Raw genomic sequence first — 17955 nt, 5'->3', positions numbered from 1 at the left:
GGGTGCGAAAAGCCAATGCTGCCGGGCATTTGCGCCGCCCTCGTGAAGGCCACATACTGCAACCGACGTCCCCGTATGGTTAAATCCACGGATGAATACCGCGCCCGCTCCTTCCTCCGACGACGGCGCCGCTTCCGGCGGTGGCCGCAACAACCGGCTCAGTGCCGAAGACTGGGCGCAGGCCGCCCTGGACCTGATCGCCGAACAGGGCGTCAGCGCGGTGGCGGTGGAGCCGCTGGCGCGGCGCCTGGGCGTCACCAAGGGCAGCTTCTACTGGCATTTCCCCTCGCGCGATGCGCTGCTGCAGGCCGCGCTGGAGCGCTGGGAACTGGTCGAGCAGCAGCAGGTGTTCGGCAGCCTGGAAGAGGTGCCGGATCCGCGCACGCGGCTGCGCGCGCTGTTCCAACTGGTCGCGCACGAGGTCAAGCCGCACATCATCTACAGCGAGTTGCTGAAGGCGCTCGATCATCCCGCGGTGCGGCCGGTGATCGACCGGGTCTCGCAGCGGCGCATGGAGTATCTGATCGCCTCGTTCCGCCAGGCCGGGCTCAGCCGGACCGATGCGCAACATCGCGCACGCCTGGCCTATGCCGCCTACGTCGGCTTCCTGCAGCTGTCGCTGCAATTGCACCAGCCCAAGCAGGCGCGCGAGGACTTCGAGGCCTACGTCGAACACGTCATCGTGACCTTGATTCCCGGCTGATGGCGCAGGTGCCGGCTGCCGACGCGCTGGAAGCCGTGCAGCGGCACGTGGCCGAGGGCGACTACCGCGCCGCAGATGCGCTGTGCGAGCGTGCCCTGGACGCAGCGCCTGCCGATCTGGCGCTGCGCCGCGCGCATGCGCTGCTGCTGATGGACAGTGGTGCGTTCGCGCGCGCGGCCCAGGCCTGGACGCTGGTGGCCGCCGCCGAACCCAGTGCGGAGGCATGGAGCCGGAGCGCGATCTGCCTGGCCCGGCTCGGCGAGCATGCGCAGGCGCTGCCGGCGTTCGAACACGCCTTGCAGCTGGCCGCCGACGCGTTCCTGGTGCGGTTGTGGTACGCCGAAAGCCTGGATGCGCTGGGGCGCCATGACGACGCGCTGCCGATGTACTTTGCCGCAGTGCGCGCGGCACAGGCCAAGGGACGCTGGCTCGATCAGGACACGACCGCGCCCGAATTGCGGGCGCGCGTGGTCGCTGCGATGCGGCGGATCGATCAGGGGCGGCATGCCGTGTTCGTCGCCGCGATACAGCCCTTGCTCGATCGCTTCGGCGAGACCGCGCTGCGCCGGGTGATGGCGGCCTTGCGCATCTATCTCGGGCTGCAACCGCGGCCGGCGGACGATGGCCAGCATCCGACCTTCCTGTACATCCCGGAGCTGGACCCATCGCCCTATCTGGGCGCTGCGCGGTTCCCCTGGTACGACCAACTGCAGGATGCCGCCGCCGGCATCGTCGAGGAAGCCCATCAGATCCTGGCGTCGCGGCAGTCGGTGCAACCATTCCTGGATTTCAGCAATGGCAGCTCGCCCCAGGACTATCTCGTCGGCCAGCGCGGCGACGGCGCCTGGGATGCGTATTTCTTCTACCGGCATGGGCAGGCCTATCCGGACAACCTGCAGCGCTGCCCGCGCACGGCGGCCGCGTTGGCGCAGGTGCCGTTGACCCGGATCGATGGGCATGCGCCGGAGGTGTTGTTCTCGATCCTGGCGCCCGGCACCACGATCAAGCCGCATTACGGCGTGACCAACGCGCGCGTCGTGACCCACTTGCCCTTGATCGTGCCGCCGGACTGCGCGCTCGAGGTCGCCGGCATCGCCCATGCCTGGGAGGTCGGTCGCCTGGTCACGTTCAACGACACCTGCCTGCACCAGGCCTGGAACCACAGCGACCGGGTGCGGGTGGTGACGATCCTGGACACCTGGCACCCGGATCTGGACGAGGCCGAGACGCTGGCGCTGCGGCAACTGGTGGAGACGATCGGCGCGTTCAATCTGCGTGCCGGCGTCTGAGCCGTGCCTGGCGCGTCGCGCGTTGGAGTTCGCGGCGACGCTCAGCGCTTGAACATGAGGTAGGTCGACAGGATGTACTTGTCGTTGGACACCGGCGGCTCGCCGACGTGTTGGTACATCCAGTAAGGAGGAAACATCAGCAACCTGCCGGCGCGGGGTGCGGTTTCCACGTCGAGGTCGCAGAAACGGGTGGTCCCCCCTTCGCTGACGTCGTTGAGATACCACAGGAACACCATGTAGCGTTCCGAGACCGCGTCGACCGAGTCGAAATGCGGCTGGAAGCGATCGGTGCCGCCCACCTGGTATTTCTTCAGGATCAGTCGGTCGATGGTCGGCCGGTACGGAATGGGCAGAGTCAGGCCCAGTGCCTGGTTGTAGCGGGCCAGGTAGTGTTCGATCCGGTCCAGGAAGAAGCCCAGGAAGGCCGGGTCGGCCAGCTTGCCGACGTCCAGTTCGGTCCAGTTGCTCTCGCCCAGCGCCGCATGCGTATTGCTGCCGTTGCGCAGGTGATGCGCGCGGGAAGATTCGAACCCGTCGATCAACTGTTGGCAGAACGCGGCGGGCAGGGCGTCGTCGTAGGTGCGGATGTAGTCGCTCAGCGCTTTCATGGGGTCGGCGCATCCAGGTCGTAGCCCCAGTGCGCGGCCACCGGCTGCAGGATCGGCAGCGCGTCGGCCAGCCAGGGTGCGTAGGGATGCCAGCGACCCACGGCGCGCTGGTTCACCGGCTCCACCACTTGCGCGTAGCTGGGGGTGCTGATGTAGCCCTTGCGTGCGGCATGCTGCGCGAAATCGGCCAGGAATCCGGCCTGGTCGATGCCCAGGAAGTCGCCGATGCGTTGCACTTGCGTGGGGAAATCGCGCACCGTTTCCTCGTACTTGAGGATCAGCAACTGCGGTTGCAGCAGCGCCTGATGGTGGATCCAGAAGCGCATCGCGTTGACATAGCTCTTGGCCAGGCGCTCCAGGCTGGAACACAACACCATGAACGCCGGCGAGCGAAAGTTCTGCATGTAGCAGCTCAGCAGCACATCGCAGGGATGGCGCAGGGCCAGGATGATCTTCGCGGCGGGGAACATGCGCATGATCACCGGCAGGCGCAGCATGTTCAGCGGGTTCTTGTCGACCAGTTGCTGGCCGGCGGCCAGGGTCGTGACCTTTGCGACTTCTGCCCAGTACACCTGGCGCATCGCCGCGACCTGGGTCTGGTCCAGCGCGTCCAGGTCATACGGGTAGCGCTTGCCCTGCGCTTCCATCCATTCGATGCAGCGCTGCAGGATCGCGCGCTCGTCCATCGACGCATAGCGCGGATGCGCATCGAGCATCTGCTCCAGCATGGTCGTGCCCGAGCGGGGAAAGCCGACGATGAACACCGGCGACGCGTCGCTGTCCGGCGCCGTGGCGTGCGGGTCCACCGCGAACGGAGTCTTCAGCCACAGGCTGGAGATCTGCAGCGGCTCTTCGCCGGAGTGGGCGATGTCCGGCATGGTCTCTGCGGCGAGCTTGAACTGCAGGGCGTGCGCCTTCTCCAGCATGGCCATCGCCGCGGCAGGCTCGCCTTGCTTGTCGTCGATGCCGGCCAGCGCAAAATAGGCGTTGGCCTCGATCTGCACCTGCGGCCGCAGGGCCAATAGTTCGGTGTTGGCGCCGCGTGCAGCGGTGTAGTCCTTGCGGCGCAGTGCCAGCGCCGACTGCAATTGCAGCAGGTCGATGCGGGTCTGCCTGTCGTCCTGCACGGCGATGGCGCGCGCCTGCTGCCACAGCGCCTCCGCCTGGGCGATGCGGTTGGTGCGTTCGTGCAGTTGCGCCAGGCGGATCAGGTTGGAGAGCGACGGCGCCTGGCCGTGCTGGGTCTGCGACAGCAATGTCTCGGCTTCGTCGGTTCTGCCGACCTGGATCAATGCACCGGCCAGGTCCTCGCGCAGGTCGTCGGGCAGGTGCGGCCACACGGCGGGTGGTGGGAGCAGGGCGGCGGCGCGTTGCGCATCGCCGCACTCGAAGCAGGCGATGGCGGCATGGATGCGCGCTTCCGGTTGCGCCGGATCCAGGTCGACCGCGTCGAGCAGTCGGTGTCGCGCGCGCGCGATGTCGCCCATGTCCAGCAACAGCAGGCCATGGTCGACGAGATAGTGATAGGTCTGCGGCGCCAGGGCGAGGGCCTGGTGGTAGGCCTGTTCGGCGTCGGCATGCTCGCCCAGGGTGCGCAGCGTCATGCCCAGATTGGCCCAGTGCGCCGACTCCTGCGGCTGCAGGTGGGTCAGGGTGCGGTAGTGCGCGGCCGCTCCGGCCACGTCGCCGCCTTGTTGCAGCGCCATCGCCAGCAGCGTGTGCCAGCCGGGATCGTGTGGCGTGGCGATCAGTGCCTGCCGGCACAGCTCGGCGGCCGTTTCCGCGTTGCCTTGTTCGATGAGATGGATCGCGTGTTGCAGCTGTGGTGCGTTCATTCCGGTCTGCCAAAAAAGAGGGCCGCGCGAATGCTTCGCGCGGCCCTCGTCGTTACGTCAAGCGCGGACTGAGCGAACTCAGAAGCTCATGCTGTAGCGAGCCCACAGGTAGCGGCCAACGGTGTCGAAGCTGTTCACGTCCGTGTTGGCGTTCAGCACGTTGTTCTGATACAGCATGGGCGGCTGCTTGTCGAACACGTTGTCCAGGCCCACTTCCACCTTCGAATTGAACCACGGCAGCGCGTAGTTCACGCTGACGCTGTGCAGGAAGTAGGAGCCGTAGCTCTTGACGATACCGCAGTACTGAGGCGCGTTAACCGGGTCGCAAGCAGCATCCGCGCTGACCTTCTGGCTGAGATCGGCACTGCCGACGTCAAACGGACCGACGTAGCGGATACGCCAGCTGGCGCCGAAGTCACCCTTCTGCCAGTTCACGAACAGGCGGCCGCGGACGCGCGAGTACAGACCGTAGCTCTTGTTGTACGTGCCGGCGATATGGTTCACCACACCCGCCGGATCGTCCGGGTTGGTCTTGTTGTCGTAGCGCGCAATGTAGGTGCCGTCCAGACCGAAGGTGTAGCTACCCCAGGCGGTGTCCGGCAGGCGATAGCGCAGCGCCAGGTCCCAGCCCTTGGTATCCAGGCGGCCCAGATTGACGATCGGCTCGCGGATGAAGTTCACCTGGCCGTCGGAGTAACGGTTGATGAAGCCGCAGAACGGGCTGCTCTCGTCGCTGTAGCAGATGTTGGCCACGGTCTGCGCATCGGCACGGTTGATCGTGTCGTTCAGGTACAGACGCCAGTAGTCCAGGCTGGCCGAGAAGCCCGGCAGCCATTCCGGGTCGTACACCACGCCCCAGTCGAACGACTTGCCCTGTTCCGGCTTCAGGTCGAAGCCGGCGGCGACCGAGCCCGACCACACGCCGGTGGTCTGCGACATGCCGCTCGGGGTGATGCCGGTGGCGCCCGGAATGGCGGTCGCACCCGCGCCCGCGCCGCACGCCGCTTCGTGGTTGCGTGCGGTGCCGGTGCGGCCGTAGCCGATGCAGGGGTCGGCGAAGTTCGGCGCATCGCCGCTGGCGCCGGCGTACAGGTTCTCGATCGTCGGGGCGCGGAACACCTCGGCGACCGTGCCGCGCAGCAGCAGGTTCTGGATCGGACGCCACTCCAGCTGCACCTTGCTGTTGGTGGTGTTGCCGAAGGTGTTGTAGTCCGAATAGCGCGAACCCAGGGTCAGCGCCAGCAGGTGCGCGAACGGGACCTCGGACAGCAGCGGGACGTACAGTTCGGCGTACAGCTCCTTGACGTTGTACTTGCCGCTCAGCGGGGTGCCGCAGGCTTCCTGCGAGATGAAGCAGTTGCCGTTGGCGTTTGCGACGGCGATGTAGTCGACCGCGTTCTTCTGGTACTCCTCGCGCCAGGACACACCCACCGCCAGCTGCGACGCGCCGGCTGGCAGCGTGAACAACTCGCCGTTGGCGTTGGCTTCGAAGCTGCGCATCTGGTAGGTGTTGGAGTAGGTCGGACGCGCCTCGTACTTGCCGAGCGTCGCAACCGTCTGCGGGTCGTTGATGTTGAAGATGTTCAACGGGGTGCAGCCGGCGATCACCGCCCCTGCGCTGCCGCACTTGACCACGCCATCGGTGTCGCGGAAGGACGGGCCCAGCGCGTCGCGCAGGCCGGCGTAGTACACGTAGCCGTAGCTGGTGTTCTCGCGGGTGTAGTGGCCGTAGTTCATGGCCGCGTCCCACTTCCAGGTGCTGTCGCCGACGAAGCCTTCCAGGCCGGCCACGACCTGATCGGTCACGGTGCTGTAGTAGGAGCGGCGCTGGCCCAGCGAGGTGAAGCGGGTCAGCAACTGGTTGTACTGGTTGCCGCCATTGTCCGCACCGAAGTTGGTGCCGAACGGGTTGTAGAAGTTGTTGGCGGAGATCACCACCTTGTCGCCACGGGCGTCGAACGGCAGCGGCGCGATCGCGAAGTTGGAGCTGGTCTTGTTGTGGTAGACCTGGGCGAAGGCGTTGATGCTGTCGGTGATCTGATAGTTCGCCAGGAAGAACGCGTTGGTGCGCTCCTGCGGCGTCATGATCAGGTTGGTGGCCTGGTAGTTGAACGAGTCGGTCGCGCCGGAGTAGCAGCGGTAATCCCCCTGCGAGGCGCCGGTCGCGCCGGGCTTCAGGGTGACGGTCGAGCAGCCGCCGTACTGGGGACGCAGGGCGGTCGGCACGGTGATGCGGCCGCGCGGATTGCGGCTGGAGCCGAGCACGGTGACCGCGCCGCTGTACAGGTAGGTCGCGTCCTTGGAGTACTTGCGGTTGGCCGAGGAGATGCCATCGAACTTGTTGTAGTTCAGGCCGACCATGATGTTGCCGCGATCGCCGACCTGACCGAAGGTCAGCGAGCCGCCGCTGCGCGCGCCGTCGCTCAGGTGCGTCGCCTGACCGTAGTCGACGCTGACCGCCAGGCCTTCGAAGTCCTTGCGCAGGATGAAGTTGACCACGCCGGCCACGGCGTCGGAGCCGTACACCGCCGAGGCGCCGCTGGTCAGCACTTCGATGCGCTCCACGGCGCTGGCCGGGATCGAGTTGACGTCGTTGTTGACGACGCGACGGCCGTTGACCAGCAGCAGGGTGCGCTCGTCGCCGAGGCCGCGCAGGTCGACCGAGGACTTGCCGTCGCCGCCGCCGTTGTTGACCGCCGGGCTGGCCGGCGCGCCGGACATCGCCGGCAGTTCCTGCACCAGATCGCCGAGGGTCAGCTTGCCGGTCTGCTCGATCGCGGCGCGGTCGATCACGACCACCGGGCTGGCGGTTTCGGTTTCAACGCGGGCAACGCGCGAGCCGGTGACCTGGATGGTGTCCAGGGTCTTGGACGCATCGTTGGAGGAGCTGTCCTGGGCCGCGGCCGCGCCGGTGCTCAGCAGCGCGGTGGTGCCGGCAGCGAGTGCGAACGCGATCGCGTCGCGCAAGCGATGGGTCTTGCAATTCATTGGCTCTCTCTCCGAAAGGTGTATGTCAGCTGAGTTCTCCTGCGGAGGCGCCGAAATGCGATGCCAAAAACCGCGGGGTGAGCCGATGTTAACTTTGTCTTCAGAGAAATTAAAGAGTCGTTAATGAGGGCGCAATTTGCGTGATGTATATCACGCTCGATCAGGCAATAAAAAAGCCTCCATGCGGAGGCTTTTTCTTTGCCTGACAACAGGTTGCAAAAGTGGTCGCTACAGATCCTGCTCGTAGCGCACGTAGGGGATGGTCCCCTCTTCGGTGCTGATGTTGTTCGGCGAGAACGGGTTCTTGCCGCGGGTGATGACGTTCTCGGCGCCCACGGTCAGCTGGCCGCTCCATGGGGTCCGCCAGGTCAGGCCCACGCCCAGGCCGGTCCACTTGCCGGGTTGGCCGGGGGCGTCGACGACACGGCCGATCACGTTGGCGCTGAACGAGCCGTAGCCGCCGCCGATGCTCAGGCTCTTGCTGTCCCAGCGGTCGAGCATGGCCGGGGTGGCGTCGGCGATCGGTACCAGGCGTGCCTTGGCGTAAGTGCCGCCGATCGAGACGAAGCCCTCGCGGCCGATGTTCTGCTGCGCGAAGACGGTCAGGTCGTTCTGCTCCATCCGCATCGACGGCGTCTTGTTGGCGCCGGCCAGCCAGGCGGGGAGGTTCTCGCGGCCGGTGCCCGCCGACAGCGACAGGCGCCCGCCTGGGCGGTTGAAGGTGGTGGTGGCGGCGACATGGTGGCCGGTGGTGCCGTCGTCGTCGCCCAGGCTGGCCAGGATGCAATGGCTGGCCAAGCCGCTGATGCTGCCGCCGCTGGCGCTGTTGCACAGCAGGCCCAGCGAGTCGCCGGAGGACAGGCCGAACGCGGCATCCAGGGAGTTGCGGCCGAAATGCCAGCGCGCGCCGACCGCCTGTTCGCCGGTGGGCTCCAGGTACAGCAGCGCCTCGACCTTGCCGCTGCCCTTGTTCCAGACCGGCAACACGGTGCGGTCGTGACCGGTGGCGGGCTTGCTCTGCGCGTGCGCACCCGTGCTCGCCGCGAGGGCGATCAGCAGGGCGAGCGGTAGGCGCAGGAAGGGTCGCATCAGCAATCTGAGACTTGGGGCGGGCACGAAAGTTCCCGCCGGACAGGGTGGTCGATGCTAGAGGGTTTATGTTTCTTTAACAAGTCGGACTCCCCGGTCGCGACGCGCGTTTCAGCTAGTGCAAGCGTTCCGAGGGCGTCGGTTCAGCCTGCGTTACGGCAAACAATACTCCGAATTCCGTCAAGGGGAAGTCATAGTGGCGGCCGCAGAACTCGCAGCGGATCTCAACTTGGCCGGTCGCCTCGGCCGCCGCCCGCGCTTCTTCCTCGCCGAGCGAGCGCAGCATCGCCGCAACCCGCTCGCGCGAGCACGAGCAACCGAAGCGCAGCGGGCGGTCGCCCAGCAGTTCCGGGGTCTCCTCGTGGAACAGCCGGTGCAGCAGGGTTTCGGCCGGCGTGGCCAGCAGTTCGGCCTCGCCGACGGTCTCGAACAGCGCGCCGGCGCGGTTCCAGCCGTCCTCGTCGCCGGCGTCGCCCGGCAGCTTCTGCAGCAGCAGGCCGGCGGCGTGCGTACCGTCGGCGGCCAGGATCAGCCGCGTCGGCAACTGCTCGGACTGGCGGAAGTAGTCCTCGAAGGCTTCGTCCAACTCGGCCGAGGACATCGCCACCAGACTCTGGTAACGCTGCGGTTCGCGCGGGTCCAGGCCGGGGTTCTCGATGGTGATCGCCAGCAGGGCATCGTCGCCGAGCACGCGCAGGTCGCGCGGCGCGTCCTGGCCCTCGCCCAACTGGACGATGCCGCGCAGCGTGCCGGCGGCGGTGCACTCGGCGAACAGGGTGCGCAGCGCGCCCTGGCTGCGCAACTGCACCGACAGGCGCCCGTCGACCTTGGTATGGCCGGTGAACAGGGCCGCGGCGACGCAGGCCTCGCCCAGCAGTTCGGTGGCCGCGGCGGGATAGCTGGCCGGCGCCAGGATCTCGCGCCAGGTGTCGTGCAGGCGCACGTGCACGCCGCGCACGCCGGCGCCGGGGAGCAGGAAGCGGGTCAGACGATCGTCGGAAGAATGCATTGCGGCCTCGCTGCGCATGGGAAGATGGCGACCGCACGAGAGTGGATCGTCACGGTGGACCAGATCGAAGAAAGCATAGGAATGGGGGCGGGGCGCCGCGATGCAAGTGGCGCTCTGCCGGCGCGTCCACGGGCCAGGCGCTGGCGGCGCTGGCTGCTGCTGGCGCCGTTGCTGTTCGTGCTGGCGAGCGTGTCGCAGGTGTTGCTGCTGCGCTTCGTCGACCCGCCGTTCTCGGCGATGATGCTGGAGCGCCAGCTTGGTGCCTGGGCCAGTGGCGACTGGTCGTACCGCATCGCGTACGACTGGCGCGACACCGCGCAGATCGCGCCGAGCCTGCCGATCTCCCTGGTCGCCGCGGAAGACCAGCGCTTCCCAAGCCATCACGGCTTCGATCTGGATGCGATCGAGAAGGCGCGCGACCACAACGCGCGCGGCGGCCGTCTGCGCGGCGCCAGCACCATCAGCCAGCAGGTCGCCAAGAACGTGTTCCTGTGGCAAGGCCGCAGTTGGTTGCGCAAGGGCCTGGAGGCCTGGTACACGGTGCTGATCGAGGCGCTGTGGTCGAAGCAGCGCATTCTCGAGGTGTACGCCAACGTCGCCGAGTTCGGCGACGGCGTGTATGGCGCACAGGCGGCGGCGCGCAGCTTCTGGAACAAGGACGCGGCGCAGCTGACGCCGGCGCAGAGCGCGCTGCTGGCGGCGGTGCTGCCGGCGCCGCAGCGCTACAACGCCGCGCGTCCCGGCCCGTACGTGCAGGGACGCGCCAACTGGATCCAGCGCCAGACCCGGCAACTGGGCGGCCCGGCCTACCTGCAGGCGCCGTAGCTTGAGCCCCTCTCCCCCCGGGAGAGGGGTGAGGTGCGGCCGGCACGTGAGCGTGGTGGGGTCGGCGGCGTGCGTACCCTCATCCGCCCCTTCGGGGCACCTTCCCCCAAGAAGGGGGCCATGGTCCCAGTGGGAGAAGGGAGGAGTTCGTCAGGCGCCGCGCGCCGCTGGTGAACCCGCAGGCGGCTCCGTACCATCCGCCGATGGAATCCGAACGTCTTACCGTCGTCGTCACTGCGTTCAACGAGGCGCAGACCCTGCCGCTGTTGCACCCGCGCATCGTCGCTGCGCTCGACGCCGTGCCGGGATTGGAGGGGCGGGTGCTGTACGTCGACGACGGCAGCCGCGATGCGACCTGGGAGACGATCCAGACGCTGGCCGCGTCCGATCCGCGGGTCGGCGCGCTGCGCCTGTCGCGCAATTTCGGCAAGGAACTGGCGCTGACCGCCGGTCTGGACTGCGTCGATCGCGGCGCGGCGATGCTGCTGGACGCCGATGGGCAGGATCCGCCGGAACTGATCGGGCAGTTCGTCGCGCATTGGCGCGCCGGCTACGACGATATCTACGGGACGCGCCTGGTGCGCGAAGGCGAGGGCTGGCTCAAGCGCGGCACCGCGGCGCTGTTCTACCGGGTGATCGGGCGCCTGTCGAAGACGCCGATCCCCGCCGATACCGGCGATTTCCGCCTGCTGTCGCCACGCGCGCTGGCCGCGCTGCGGCAATTGCGCGAGCGCCACCGCTTCATGAAGGGATTGTTCGGCTGGATCGGTTTCCGCCGCCTGGCGGTGCCGTACCGGCGTGCGCCGCGGCTGGCTGGGCGCAGCAAGTTCAGCCTGTGGCGGTTGTGGAACTTCGCCCTGGACGGCATCACCGGCTTCTCCACCGCGCCGTTGCGGGTGGCCACCTACCTGGGCCTGGCGACAGCGGTGGGCGCCTTCCTGTTCGCGATCTGGGTGGTAGTCAAAGCGGCGCTGTGGGGTGACCCGGTGGCGGGCTGGCCGACGATGATGGCGGTCATCTTGTTCCTGGGCGGCGTGCAACTGATCGCGCTGGGCCTGATCGGCGAATACCTGGGCCGGCTGTACGAGGAATCCAAACAGCGACCGCTGTACCTGGTGGAGACCTGGCGTGCGCCGGGCGAAGGAGTATGCTCGGCCGTGCGATCCAGCGAACCGGGAGGCAGCGATGCGGACGGTACGGCAGGTCTTGAGCGAAAAGGGCAATGAGATCCACGCGGTCGCGCCGGACACGGCGGTGATCGAGGCGCTGCGGCTGATGGCCGCCAAGGGCATCGGCGCGGTGCTGGTTCTGCAGGACGGAGAGCTGTCCGGGATCCTGTCCGAGCGCGACTACGCACGCAAGGTGGTCCTGCAGGACCGCTCCTCGGCGACCACGCCGGTGCGCGACATCATGAGCAGCAGGGTGCACACCGTGGACCCGTCGCAGAGCGTGCAGCAGTGCATGGAACTGATGACCGGGCAACGCATCCGCCACCTGCCGGTGGTGGACGCCGGCACCGTGATCGGCGTGATCTCGATCGGCGACCTGGTCAAGGCGGTGATCGAAGAGCAGCGCCAGGAACTGGATCAGTTGCAGGAGTACATCAGGAGCTGAGGGGCTGGGAGTCGGGAAAAGAGAATGGGGACTGGGAAAGGCAGGAGCGCGGATCCCGCGTTATGCGTTTGGGCGTGATTCGCCTGGCGATGTCAGACCACGCAATGCGCTCTTGATCTGACGATTCCCCATTCCCGATTCCCCACTCCCGGCTTCACCGCCCGCACTGAATATCCTTGCCCGGCCCGGTCTCGATGGTGGCCAGCAGCGCCGCTGGCGGGGCGATGCTGCCCAGGGCGACAGCGATCGCGCCGCGCAGGCCCAGGGCCTTGAAGTCGGGGCGGAAGCTCGGGTCCTTGAAGGTGCCGCCGACGCGCAGCGGCGAGCGCAGGGCGAGGATGCTGTGGTCCTTGGGTTGCGCCTTCAGCAGCAGGTCCAGGCGTTCCTGGCCCAGGTCGATGGTGCCGCTGCCGACCAGCAGGGTGTCGGTGCTGTCGAAGGCCAGGCCGCGCGAGGTCATCACTCCGTGCTGCACGCCGAAGTCGCCGAACGCGCAGCGCACCGGGATCTCGCGGTCCTTGGTCACCAGGTACTTCAGCGATTCGGCGATATCCAGCCCGGCCAGCTCCATCACCAGGTTGCTGATGCGGCCCTTGCCCATGCCGACGGCGACGCTGCCGTCGGCGCTGCCCAGCATCTGCGCGATCGAGTTGCCGCTGCCCGCCAACGCGATCTCGCCGCCGATCGCGCCCGCCGCTTCCTTGGCCAGTTTGCCGTCGGGGAACAGCTTGCCCAGTTGCACGCCGCGGATCGACACCTGCGCGCGAGTGAACAGGGTGGGCTTGCGCGCATCCATGCGGATGTCCGAGCGCAGATCGCCGCCGGCCACGCCGAAGTTCAGCGGTTGCAGGAGCAGCACGCCGTCGTCGAGCTTCAGGTGCGCGTCCATGTCGTCCAGCGGCAGCGACGGTGCATTGATGCGCTGCGCCTTCCAGCGCACGTCGGCATCCATCGCGCGCAGCTTGCCGAGGTCGTATGGGGTGGACGGCAGCACCTTGTCGGTGGCGGCGAGCTTGGCTGCCTGCGCCTTCTGCTCGGCATTGGCGGTCTCGCCGGCGCCGGTGCGCGGCGGTGCGCCGACGAAGCCGGCCAGGTCGTCGAAATCCAGCCGCTGCGAACGCAGGTCGGCGCGCAGGAACGGGCGTTGCCCAGCGGTATCGATCTGCACGGTGCCGGCCAGGTCGCTGTCGCCGGCGCGGCCGCGGAAGTCCTGGTAGCGCCAGCGATCGCCGTCGCGCTGCAGGCGTCCGTCCAACTGGTAGGGCGGGGTGGAGGGGATGGCGATGCCCAGCAGCGGATACAGGTGGGCCATGTCGGTGCCGGCCAGTTGCAGTTGCAGGTCGAACACGCGCAACTGGAACGGATTGGTCAGGGTGCCGCGCATGTGCGCGCGGGTGCTGCCGGCGCTGCCGCGCAGGTCGACGCGGAACGGATGGTCGCTCTCGCTCAGTTCCAGCGGCGAGGCGGTACTGCCTTTCAGGGTGAAGGGATTGCCGCGCCAGCGGCCGTCGCCGCTGACCGCGATCGGCGGGGCGGCATCGCCACGGCGGCGCTGCCCGACCTGGCTGTCGACGGCGATGTCGATCTCGGTGCGCCCGGCCGGGTCCTGGAAGCGCAGGTTTCCCTGCTGTACCAGCAGGGCGCCGAGCACGACCGGACGGCCGCCGTCGGACTGGCCGAACACCCAGTTGCCGGGCTGTCCGTTCGGTCCGGTTTCCAGCAGCAGATCGGGCTTGGTCAGGCGGATCTCGGGGATGCGCACGCGTCCGCGCAGCAGCGGCCACAGCGCGATGTCCAGTTCGGCGCGGTCGGCGCTGGCCATCTGCGGCTGCTTCGACCAGTCGGCGTTGGCGAAGCGCAGGCGATCGCCGCGCACGGTGACGATGCGGCCCAGGTCCACGTCCAGGTTGCCGTCGATATGGAAGGCGCGGCCGGTGCGCGCCTGCACCGCGCGTTCCACTGGCGCCTTGAACCAGTTCCAGTCGAAGATCAGGATGATGACGAGCAGGAGCAGCACCAGCGCGCCGAGTACGAACGGCCAGCGCCGCAGGCGGCCGTCGTTGCGCCGCCAGGGCCAGGAGCGGCGGCGTGCGCCGGATGCGGAAACGGGGTCGCGAGCCATGCGGCCATCCTAGGCAGCCGCCGTGCACGGGGTGCGAAAGCGATCGGCCGCCTCAGAGCACCTGGCCGGTCACCGCCACGAAGTGGCAGACGCTGCCGGCGAGCACGAACAGATGCCAGATGGCGTGGAAGTAGCGGACGGTGTCGCGCTGGTAGAAGTAGGTGCCCAGGGTGTAGAACAGGCCGCCGGCCAGCAGCCAGCCCAGGGTCCAGGCGTCGATGGAGCGCAGCAGCGGTTCGATCGCCACCACGATCAGCCAGCCCATGGCGATGTACAGGATGGTCGACAATAGGCGGAAGCGGCCGGTGAAGAACAGCTTGAAGATCACCCCGGCCACGGCGATGGTCCAGATCGCCGCGAACAGGCCCCAGCCCCACGGGCCGCGCAGGCCGATCAAGGTGAACGGGGTGTAGGTGCCGGCGATCAGCAGGTAGATCGCGCAGTGGTCGAAGATCTGCAGGCGCGCCTTGGCGCCGGGATGCGGGATGGCGTGGTACAGCGTCGAGGCCACGTAGAGCAGCAGCAAGGTGACGCTGAACACGATCGCGGTGGCGAGCTGCCAGCCGTCGCCGTAGATGGCGGCGAGGGTGATCAGCACCGAGCCGCCGGCCAGCGCGGCGATGGCGCCGAGGCCGTGGGTCAGGGCGCTGGCCAGTTCGTCGCGCCAGTCCGTGGAAGGCGGCGCGTCGGCGTTCGAGTAGGCGGGCGACCGGTCTGCATCCATGGGACCGCACGGTAGCGCAATTGCGAGCGGTTCGCATCCGCTGCGGCGCAGCACTGCGACGCCGGTTGGGCGTGCGCTCAGCCGGCGCACGCCCGCGGTCACATGAAGGTCATTCCACCGCCACGCTGTGGGCGTGTTCGCGGGTGGCGGCGAAGCGCACGTCCGGCGCGCGTTCCTGCGCCAGTTGCAGGTTGACCCGGGTCGGCGCCAGGTAGACCAGTTCGCCGGCGGCGTCGATGCCCAGGTTCATCGCGTTCTTCTCGCGGAACTCTTCCAGCTTCTTGGGGCTGTCGCAGTGCACCCAGCGCGCGGTGACCACGCCCACCGGTTCGAAGCTGGCGTCCACCCCGTACTCGTCCTTCAGCCGGTAGGCGACCACGTCGAACTGCAGCGTGCCGACCGCGCCCAGGATCAGGTCGTTGCTCATCAGCGGGCGGAAGAACTGGGTGGCGCCTTCCTCGGACAGCTGCGCCAGGCCCTTCTGCAATTGCTTAAGCTTGAGCGGGTCGCGCAGGCGCGCACGGCGGAACAGTTCCGGGGCGAAGTTGGGGATGCCGGTGAACGACAGCGATTCGCCCTCGGTGAAGGTGTCGCCGATGGAGATGGTGCCGTGGTTGTGGATGCCGATGACGTCGCCTGGGTAGGCCTCGGCGGCGATCTCGCGGTCGCTGGCCATGAAGGTCAGCGCATTGGCCAGCTTGACCTCCTTGCCGGTGCGCACGTGCAGGGTCTTCATGCCGGCGGCGAAGCGGCCGGAGCAGATGCGCATGAAGGCGACGCGGTCGCGGTGCTGCGGATCCATGTTGGCCTGGATCTTGAACACGAAGCCGGTGAGTTTGTCCTCGCCGGCCTGCACCTGGCGGCCGGTGGTGGCGCGCGGCTGCGGCGGCGGCGCGTGCTCGGCGAAGAAGTCCAGCAGCGGCTGCACGCCGAAGTTGTTGACGCCGGAGCCGAAGAACACCGGGGTCTGCTTGCCGGCGCGGTAGGCGTCCAGGTCGAAGGCGTGGCTGGCGCCCTGCACCAGTTCCAGTTCCTCGCGCAATTCGGCCAGCATCTGTTCGCCGATCTTCTCGGCCAGGCCGGGCGCGTCCAGCGACGGGAAGATGGTCGAATCCTGGCGGGTGAAGTTGCGGCCGGGCTCGTACAGGTGCACTTCGCCGGTCACCAGGTGCACCACGCCCTTCAGGCGCTGGCCCATGCCGATCGGCCAGGTCACCGGCGCGCATTCGATGCCCAGCACCGTCTCCACCTCGTCGAGCAGGTCGATCGGATCCTTGCCCTCGCGGTCGAGCTTGTTGATGAAGGTCATGATCGGCGTGTCGCGCAGCCGGCACACCTCCATCAGCTTGATGGTGCGCTCTTCCACGCCCTTGGCCACGTCGATCACCATCAGCGCCGAGTCCACCGCGGTGAGCACGCGGTAGGTGTCCTCGCCGAAGTCGGCGTGGCCGGGGGTGTCGAGCAGGTTGATGATCTTGCCTTCGTACGGGAACTGCATCACCGACGAGGTCACCGAGATGCCGCGCTCCTTTTCCAGCGCCATCCAGTCCGAGGTGGCGTGGCGCGCGGCCTTGCGGCCCTTCACCGAGCCGGCCATCTGGATCGCCCCGCCGAACAGCAGCAGCTTTTCGGTCAGCGTGGTCTTGCCGGCGTCGGGGTGGGAAATGATGGCGAAGGTGCGGCGGCGCGCAGCTTCGGTGGCGACTTCGGACATGGGCGGCACGCCCGCAAGGGGCGTCATCGGCAACGGAGGAAGCCGCCGATTATAGCGGGCTTCCCGCAAGGCCCGTTCAGTTCAGCAGCCAGGGATGCGGGCGCCTGCTGGACTGGCGCGCCACCAGGTTGTAGACGATGACCATGCCGAGCAGCAGCAGGCTCCAGGCCGGCGCCAGCCAGTGCGGTGCCACCGCGCCGGGCAGGCCGACCTGGCCGATGCTGATGGCGGCCAGGACCGTCAGGAGGAATTGCGCCATGCTCAGCGCCAAGCCGCCGCGAGGCCAGCGCATGCACACCAGGAGCAGCGTGCTGGCTGTCAGGGTTGCGGTTAGGGTGATCGACACAACGAGCGGGTAGTAGGCCGATGGTGCGTGCTTCACCACCCCGAGCAGGCAGGACAGGCCCAGCCAGGGCAGCGCTGCGGCGAGTGCGCGTTTCAGGATCACCTGGTTGAACAGCTTGCCGGCCTGTCCGGGCGCGCCCAGGCCCGGCAACAGCGCGCTTTCCATCAGTCCCTGGTTGCCGTGTTTGCGCCACAGCCATAGCCGCTGCAGGAACTTCACGCTGGACATGTTGGCCATGACGTTGGCCAGGATCAAGGGCATCGCTGGCGAGCGCGAATGCAGCAGCAGCGGTGTCCACAGCAGCAGGACCAGGGCCGGCATGGCCACCGTGGCCAACGCCGTGCCGACGGCGTTGCCGGGGGCGAAGCCGGGGCCGAGGGCATAGCGCATGGCGCGTTCCGGTTGATGGCGCAGCTCGGTGGGAAAGGCGGGACGCGCGATGCCCTGGATCCACCCCAGACGCCCGCTCTGCGATTCGACGGCCTGCTTGGTGGTGCCGTCGCCGGGCTGGCGTTGCTGCAGGCCGATCCACATCGGGCGCGACCATGCCGACAGCGCATCGGCAGGGCGACCGCGCAAATGCCGGTACGACCACAGGCTGATCAGCGCGCAGGCGAGCGCAGCGAGCAGCATGCTGGCGCGTGGATGCAGGGTCAGCGGCACGAAGCTGCCCTCGGGCAAAAAGCCGCCCAGCGTCCCCGGCAAGATGCCGATCAACGGGGCGCACCAGGCCGGCAGGGTGGCGACCAACATGCCGAAGCTTGCGCTGAGCAGCAGGATGGAGAGCGAGAGAACGGGATCGACACCGCGCACGGCGAACAGCAGCGTCGGCAGCAGCACCGTCAAGGCCAGTGCGGCACCGAACAGAGTGACGAAGCGCGCTGCCATGGACGGCAGACGGAGTTGGCGCCCTTGTTCGAGCAGACTCAGCAAACGAGCGCCGAGCAGCATCCAGACGAACATCGCCATGATCGCCGTGAGGATCGGTGGCAGCAGGTTGGCGGCTTTTTGAGGCAGCCAGGTGCAGGCGAAGGCGGCGGCGAGGGCTGGCGGATACAGCCATCCGGTCACGCCCGATGCGCGGCAGAC

General features: G+C 67.9%; 14 protein-coding genes. 5 read left to right on the top strand and 9 right to left on the bottom strand.

Going from position 1 to position 17955, the window contains the following annotated elements:
- The first annotated feature begins 91 nt into the window (after positions 1-91).
- Entirely contained in the window at positions 92-703 is a 612-nt protein-coding gene (locus SLW52_RS14000) for a TetR/AcrR family transcriptional regulator (RefSeq protein WP_017910473.1), read from the top strand.
- A complete protein-coding gene (locus SLW52_RS13995; RefSeq protein ID WP_320740636.1) occupies positions 703-1992 on the top strand; it encodes an aspartyl/asparaginyl beta-hydroxylase domain-containing protein in 1290 nt (429 codons plus the stop codon). The genes SLW52_RS14000 and SLW52_RS13995 overlap by 1 nt, the downstream gene beginning before the upstream one ends.
- A gap of 41 nt (positions 1993-2033) precedes the next feature.
- Here SLW52_RS13995 and SLW52_RS13990 read toward each other — a convergent pair whose 3' ends face one another.
- The 5 genes from SLW52_RS13990 to SLW52_RS13970 all read right to left on the bottom strand — a co-directional run bounded on the left by SLW52_RS13990 (position 2034) and on the right by SLW52_RS13970 (position 9521).
- Positions 2034-2600, bottom strand: coding sequence for a 2OG-Fe(II) oxygenase (locus SLW52_RS13990; RefSeq protein WP_148827641.1), 567 nt, complete (start codon positions 2598-2600; stop codon positions 2034-2036).
- Positions 2597-4435, bottom strand: a complete 1839-nt coding sequence (locus SLW52_RS13985; RefSeq protein WP_320740637.1) for a sulfotransferase — start codon at positions 4433-4435, stop codon at positions 2597-2599. The genes SLW52_RS13990 and SLW52_RS13985 overlap by 4 nt, the downstream gene beginning before the upstream one ends.
- Before the next feature lie 78 nt (positions 4436-4513).
- Entirely contained in the window at positions 4514-7423 is a 2910-nt protein-coding gene (locus SLW52_RS13980) for a TonB-dependent receptor (RefSeq protein ID WP_148827643.1), read from the bottom strand.
- A 228-nt stretch (positions 7424-7651) separates the two neighbouring features.
- Complete coding sequence (locus SLW52_RS13975) at positions 7652-8512, bottom strand: hypothetical protein (protein WP_320740638.1); 861 nt, start codon at positions 8510-8512, stop codon at positions 7652-7654.
- 115 nt (positions 8513-8627) lie between these two features.
- Positions 8628-9521: an Hsp33 family molecular chaperone HslO gene (locus SLW52_RS13970; RefSeq protein WP_320740639.1), complete on the bottom strand. Its 894-nt coding sequence runs from the start codon at positions 9519-9521 to the stop codon at positions 8628-8630.
- Between the two features lie 81 nt (positions 9522-9602).
- On the opposite strand from SLW52_RS13970, the gene mtgA reads away from it, so the two are divergent.
- The 3 genes from mtgA to SLW52_RS13955 all read left to right on the top strand — a co-directional run bounded on the left by mtgA (position 9603) and on the right by SLW52_RS13955 (position 11960).
- Positions 9603-10346 (top strand): monofunctional biosynthetic peptidoglycan transglycosylase, encoded by a 744-nt coding sequence (gene mtgA / locus SLW52_RS13965; RefSeq protein ID WP_017910480.1) that lies wholly within the window; start codon positions 9603-9605, stop codon positions 10344-10346.
- A 203-nt stretch (positions 10347-10549) separates the two neighbouring features.
- Positions 10550-11572 (top strand): glycosyltransferase family 2 protein, encoded by a 1023-nt coding sequence (locus SLW52_RS13960; protein ID WP_148827664.1) that lies wholly within the window; start codon positions 10550-10552, stop codon positions 11570-11572.
- Entirely contained in the window at positions 11532-11960 is a 429-nt protein-coding gene (locus tag SLW52_RS13955) for a CBS domain-containing protein (RefSeq protein ID WP_320740640.1), read from the top strand. The genes SLW52_RS13960 and SLW52_RS13955 overlap by 41 nt, the downstream gene beginning before the upstream one ends.
- 154 nt (positions 11961-12114) lie before the next feature.
- Here the strand turns inward: SLW52_RS13955 and SLW52_RS13950 are convergent, their stop codons facing one another.
- From SLW52_RS13950 to SLW52_RS13935, 4 genes are all read right to left on the bottom strand, one after another.
- Positions 12115-14082, bottom strand: a complete 1968-nt coding sequence (locus SLW52_RS13950) for an AsmA family protein (protein ID WP_320740641.1) — start codon at positions 14080-14082, stop codon at positions 12115-12117.
- Between the two features lie 52 nt (positions 14083-14134).
- The gene (locus SLW52_RS13945) at positions 14135-14806 is read right to left on the bottom strand and encodes a hemolysin III family protein (RefSeq protein WP_160959903.1); all 672 of its coding nucleotides are present in this window, start codon (positions 14804-14806) and stop codon (positions 14135-14137) included.
- 109 nt (positions 14807-14915) lie between these two features.
- A complete protein-coding gene (locus SLW52_RS13940) occupies positions 14916-16520 on the bottom strand; it encodes a peptide chain release factor 3 (RefSeq protein ID WP_320740642.1) in 1605 nt (534 codons plus the stop codon).
- Positions 16521-16596: 76 nt separating this feature from the next.
- A complete protein-coding gene (locus tag SLW52_RS13935; RefSeq protein ID WP_295935151.1) occupies positions 16597-17937 on the bottom strand; it encodes a hypothetical protein in 1341 nt (446 codons plus the stop codon).
- Positions 17938-17955: the final 18 nt, after the last annotated feature.

It is taken from the genome of Xanthomonas sp. LF02-5 (genome assembly GCF_034105325.1).
In the GTDB taxonomy this organism is placed as follows: domain Bacteria; phylum Pseudomonadota; class Gammaproteobacteria; order Xanthomonadales; family Xanthomonadaceae; genus Xanthomonas_A; species Xanthomonas_A sontii.
Note: the sequence above shows the minus strand (reverse complement) of the source record. Positions and strands in the feature narration are given on the sequence as shown.

Excerpts from the sequence above, each read along its gene's own strand:
- SLW52_RS13970 (WP_320740639.1), bottom strand. The coding sequence starts at position 9,521 with ATGCATTCTTCCGACGATCGTCTGACCCGCTTCCTGCTCCCCGGCGCC.
- SLW52_RS13990 (WP_148827641.1), bottom strand. The coding sequence starts at position 2,600 with ATGAAAGCGCTGAGCGACTACATCCGCACCTACGACGACGCCCTGCCC.
- SLW52_RS14000 (WP_017910473.1), top strand. The coding sequence starts at position 92 with ATGAATACCGCGCCCGCTCCTTCCTCCGACGACGGCGCCGCTTCCGGC.
- mtgA (WP_017910480.1), top strand. The coding sequence starts at position 9,603 with ATGGGGGCGGGGCGCCGCGATGCAAGTGGCGCTCTGCCGGCGCGTCCA.
- SLW52_RS13980 (WP_148827643.1), bottom strand. The coding sequence starts at position 7,423 with ATGAATTGCAAGACCCATCGCTTGCGCGACGCGATCGCGTTCGCACTC.
- SLW52_RS13940 (WP_320740642.1), bottom strand. The coding sequence starts at position 16,520 with ATGTCCGAAGTCGCCACCGAAGCTGCGCGCCGCCGCACCTTCGCCATC.
- SLW52_RS13995 (WP_320740636.1), top strand. The coding sequence starts at position 703 with ATGGCGCAGGTGCCGGCTGCCGACGCGCTGGAAGCCGTGCAGCGGCAC.
- SLW52_RS13950 (WP_320740641.1), bottom strand. The coding sequence starts at position 14,082 with ATGGCTCGCGACCCCGTTTCCGCATCCGGCGCACGCCGCCGCTCCTGG.
- SLW52_RS13985 (WP_320740637.1), bottom strand. The coding sequence starts at position 4,435 with ATGAACGCACCACAGCTGCAACACGCGATCCATCTCATCGAACAAGGC.
- SLW52_RS13975 (WP_320740638.1), bottom strand. The coding sequence starts at position 8,512 with ATGCGACCCTTCCTGCGCCTACCGCTCGCCCTGCTGATCGCCCTCGCG.
- SLW52_RS13955 (WP_320740640.1), top strand. The coding sequence starts at position 11,532 with ATGCGGACGGTACGGCAGGTCTTGAGCGAAAAGGGCAATGAGATCCAC.
- SLW52_RS13945 (WP_160959903.1), bottom strand. The coding sequence starts at position 14,806 with ATGGATGCAGACCGGTCGCCCGCCTACTCGAACGCCGACGCGCCGCCT.
- SLW52_RS13960 (WP_148827664.1), top strand. The coding sequence starts at position 10,550 with ATGGAATCCGAACGTCTTACCGTCGTCGTCACTGCGTTCAACGAGGCG.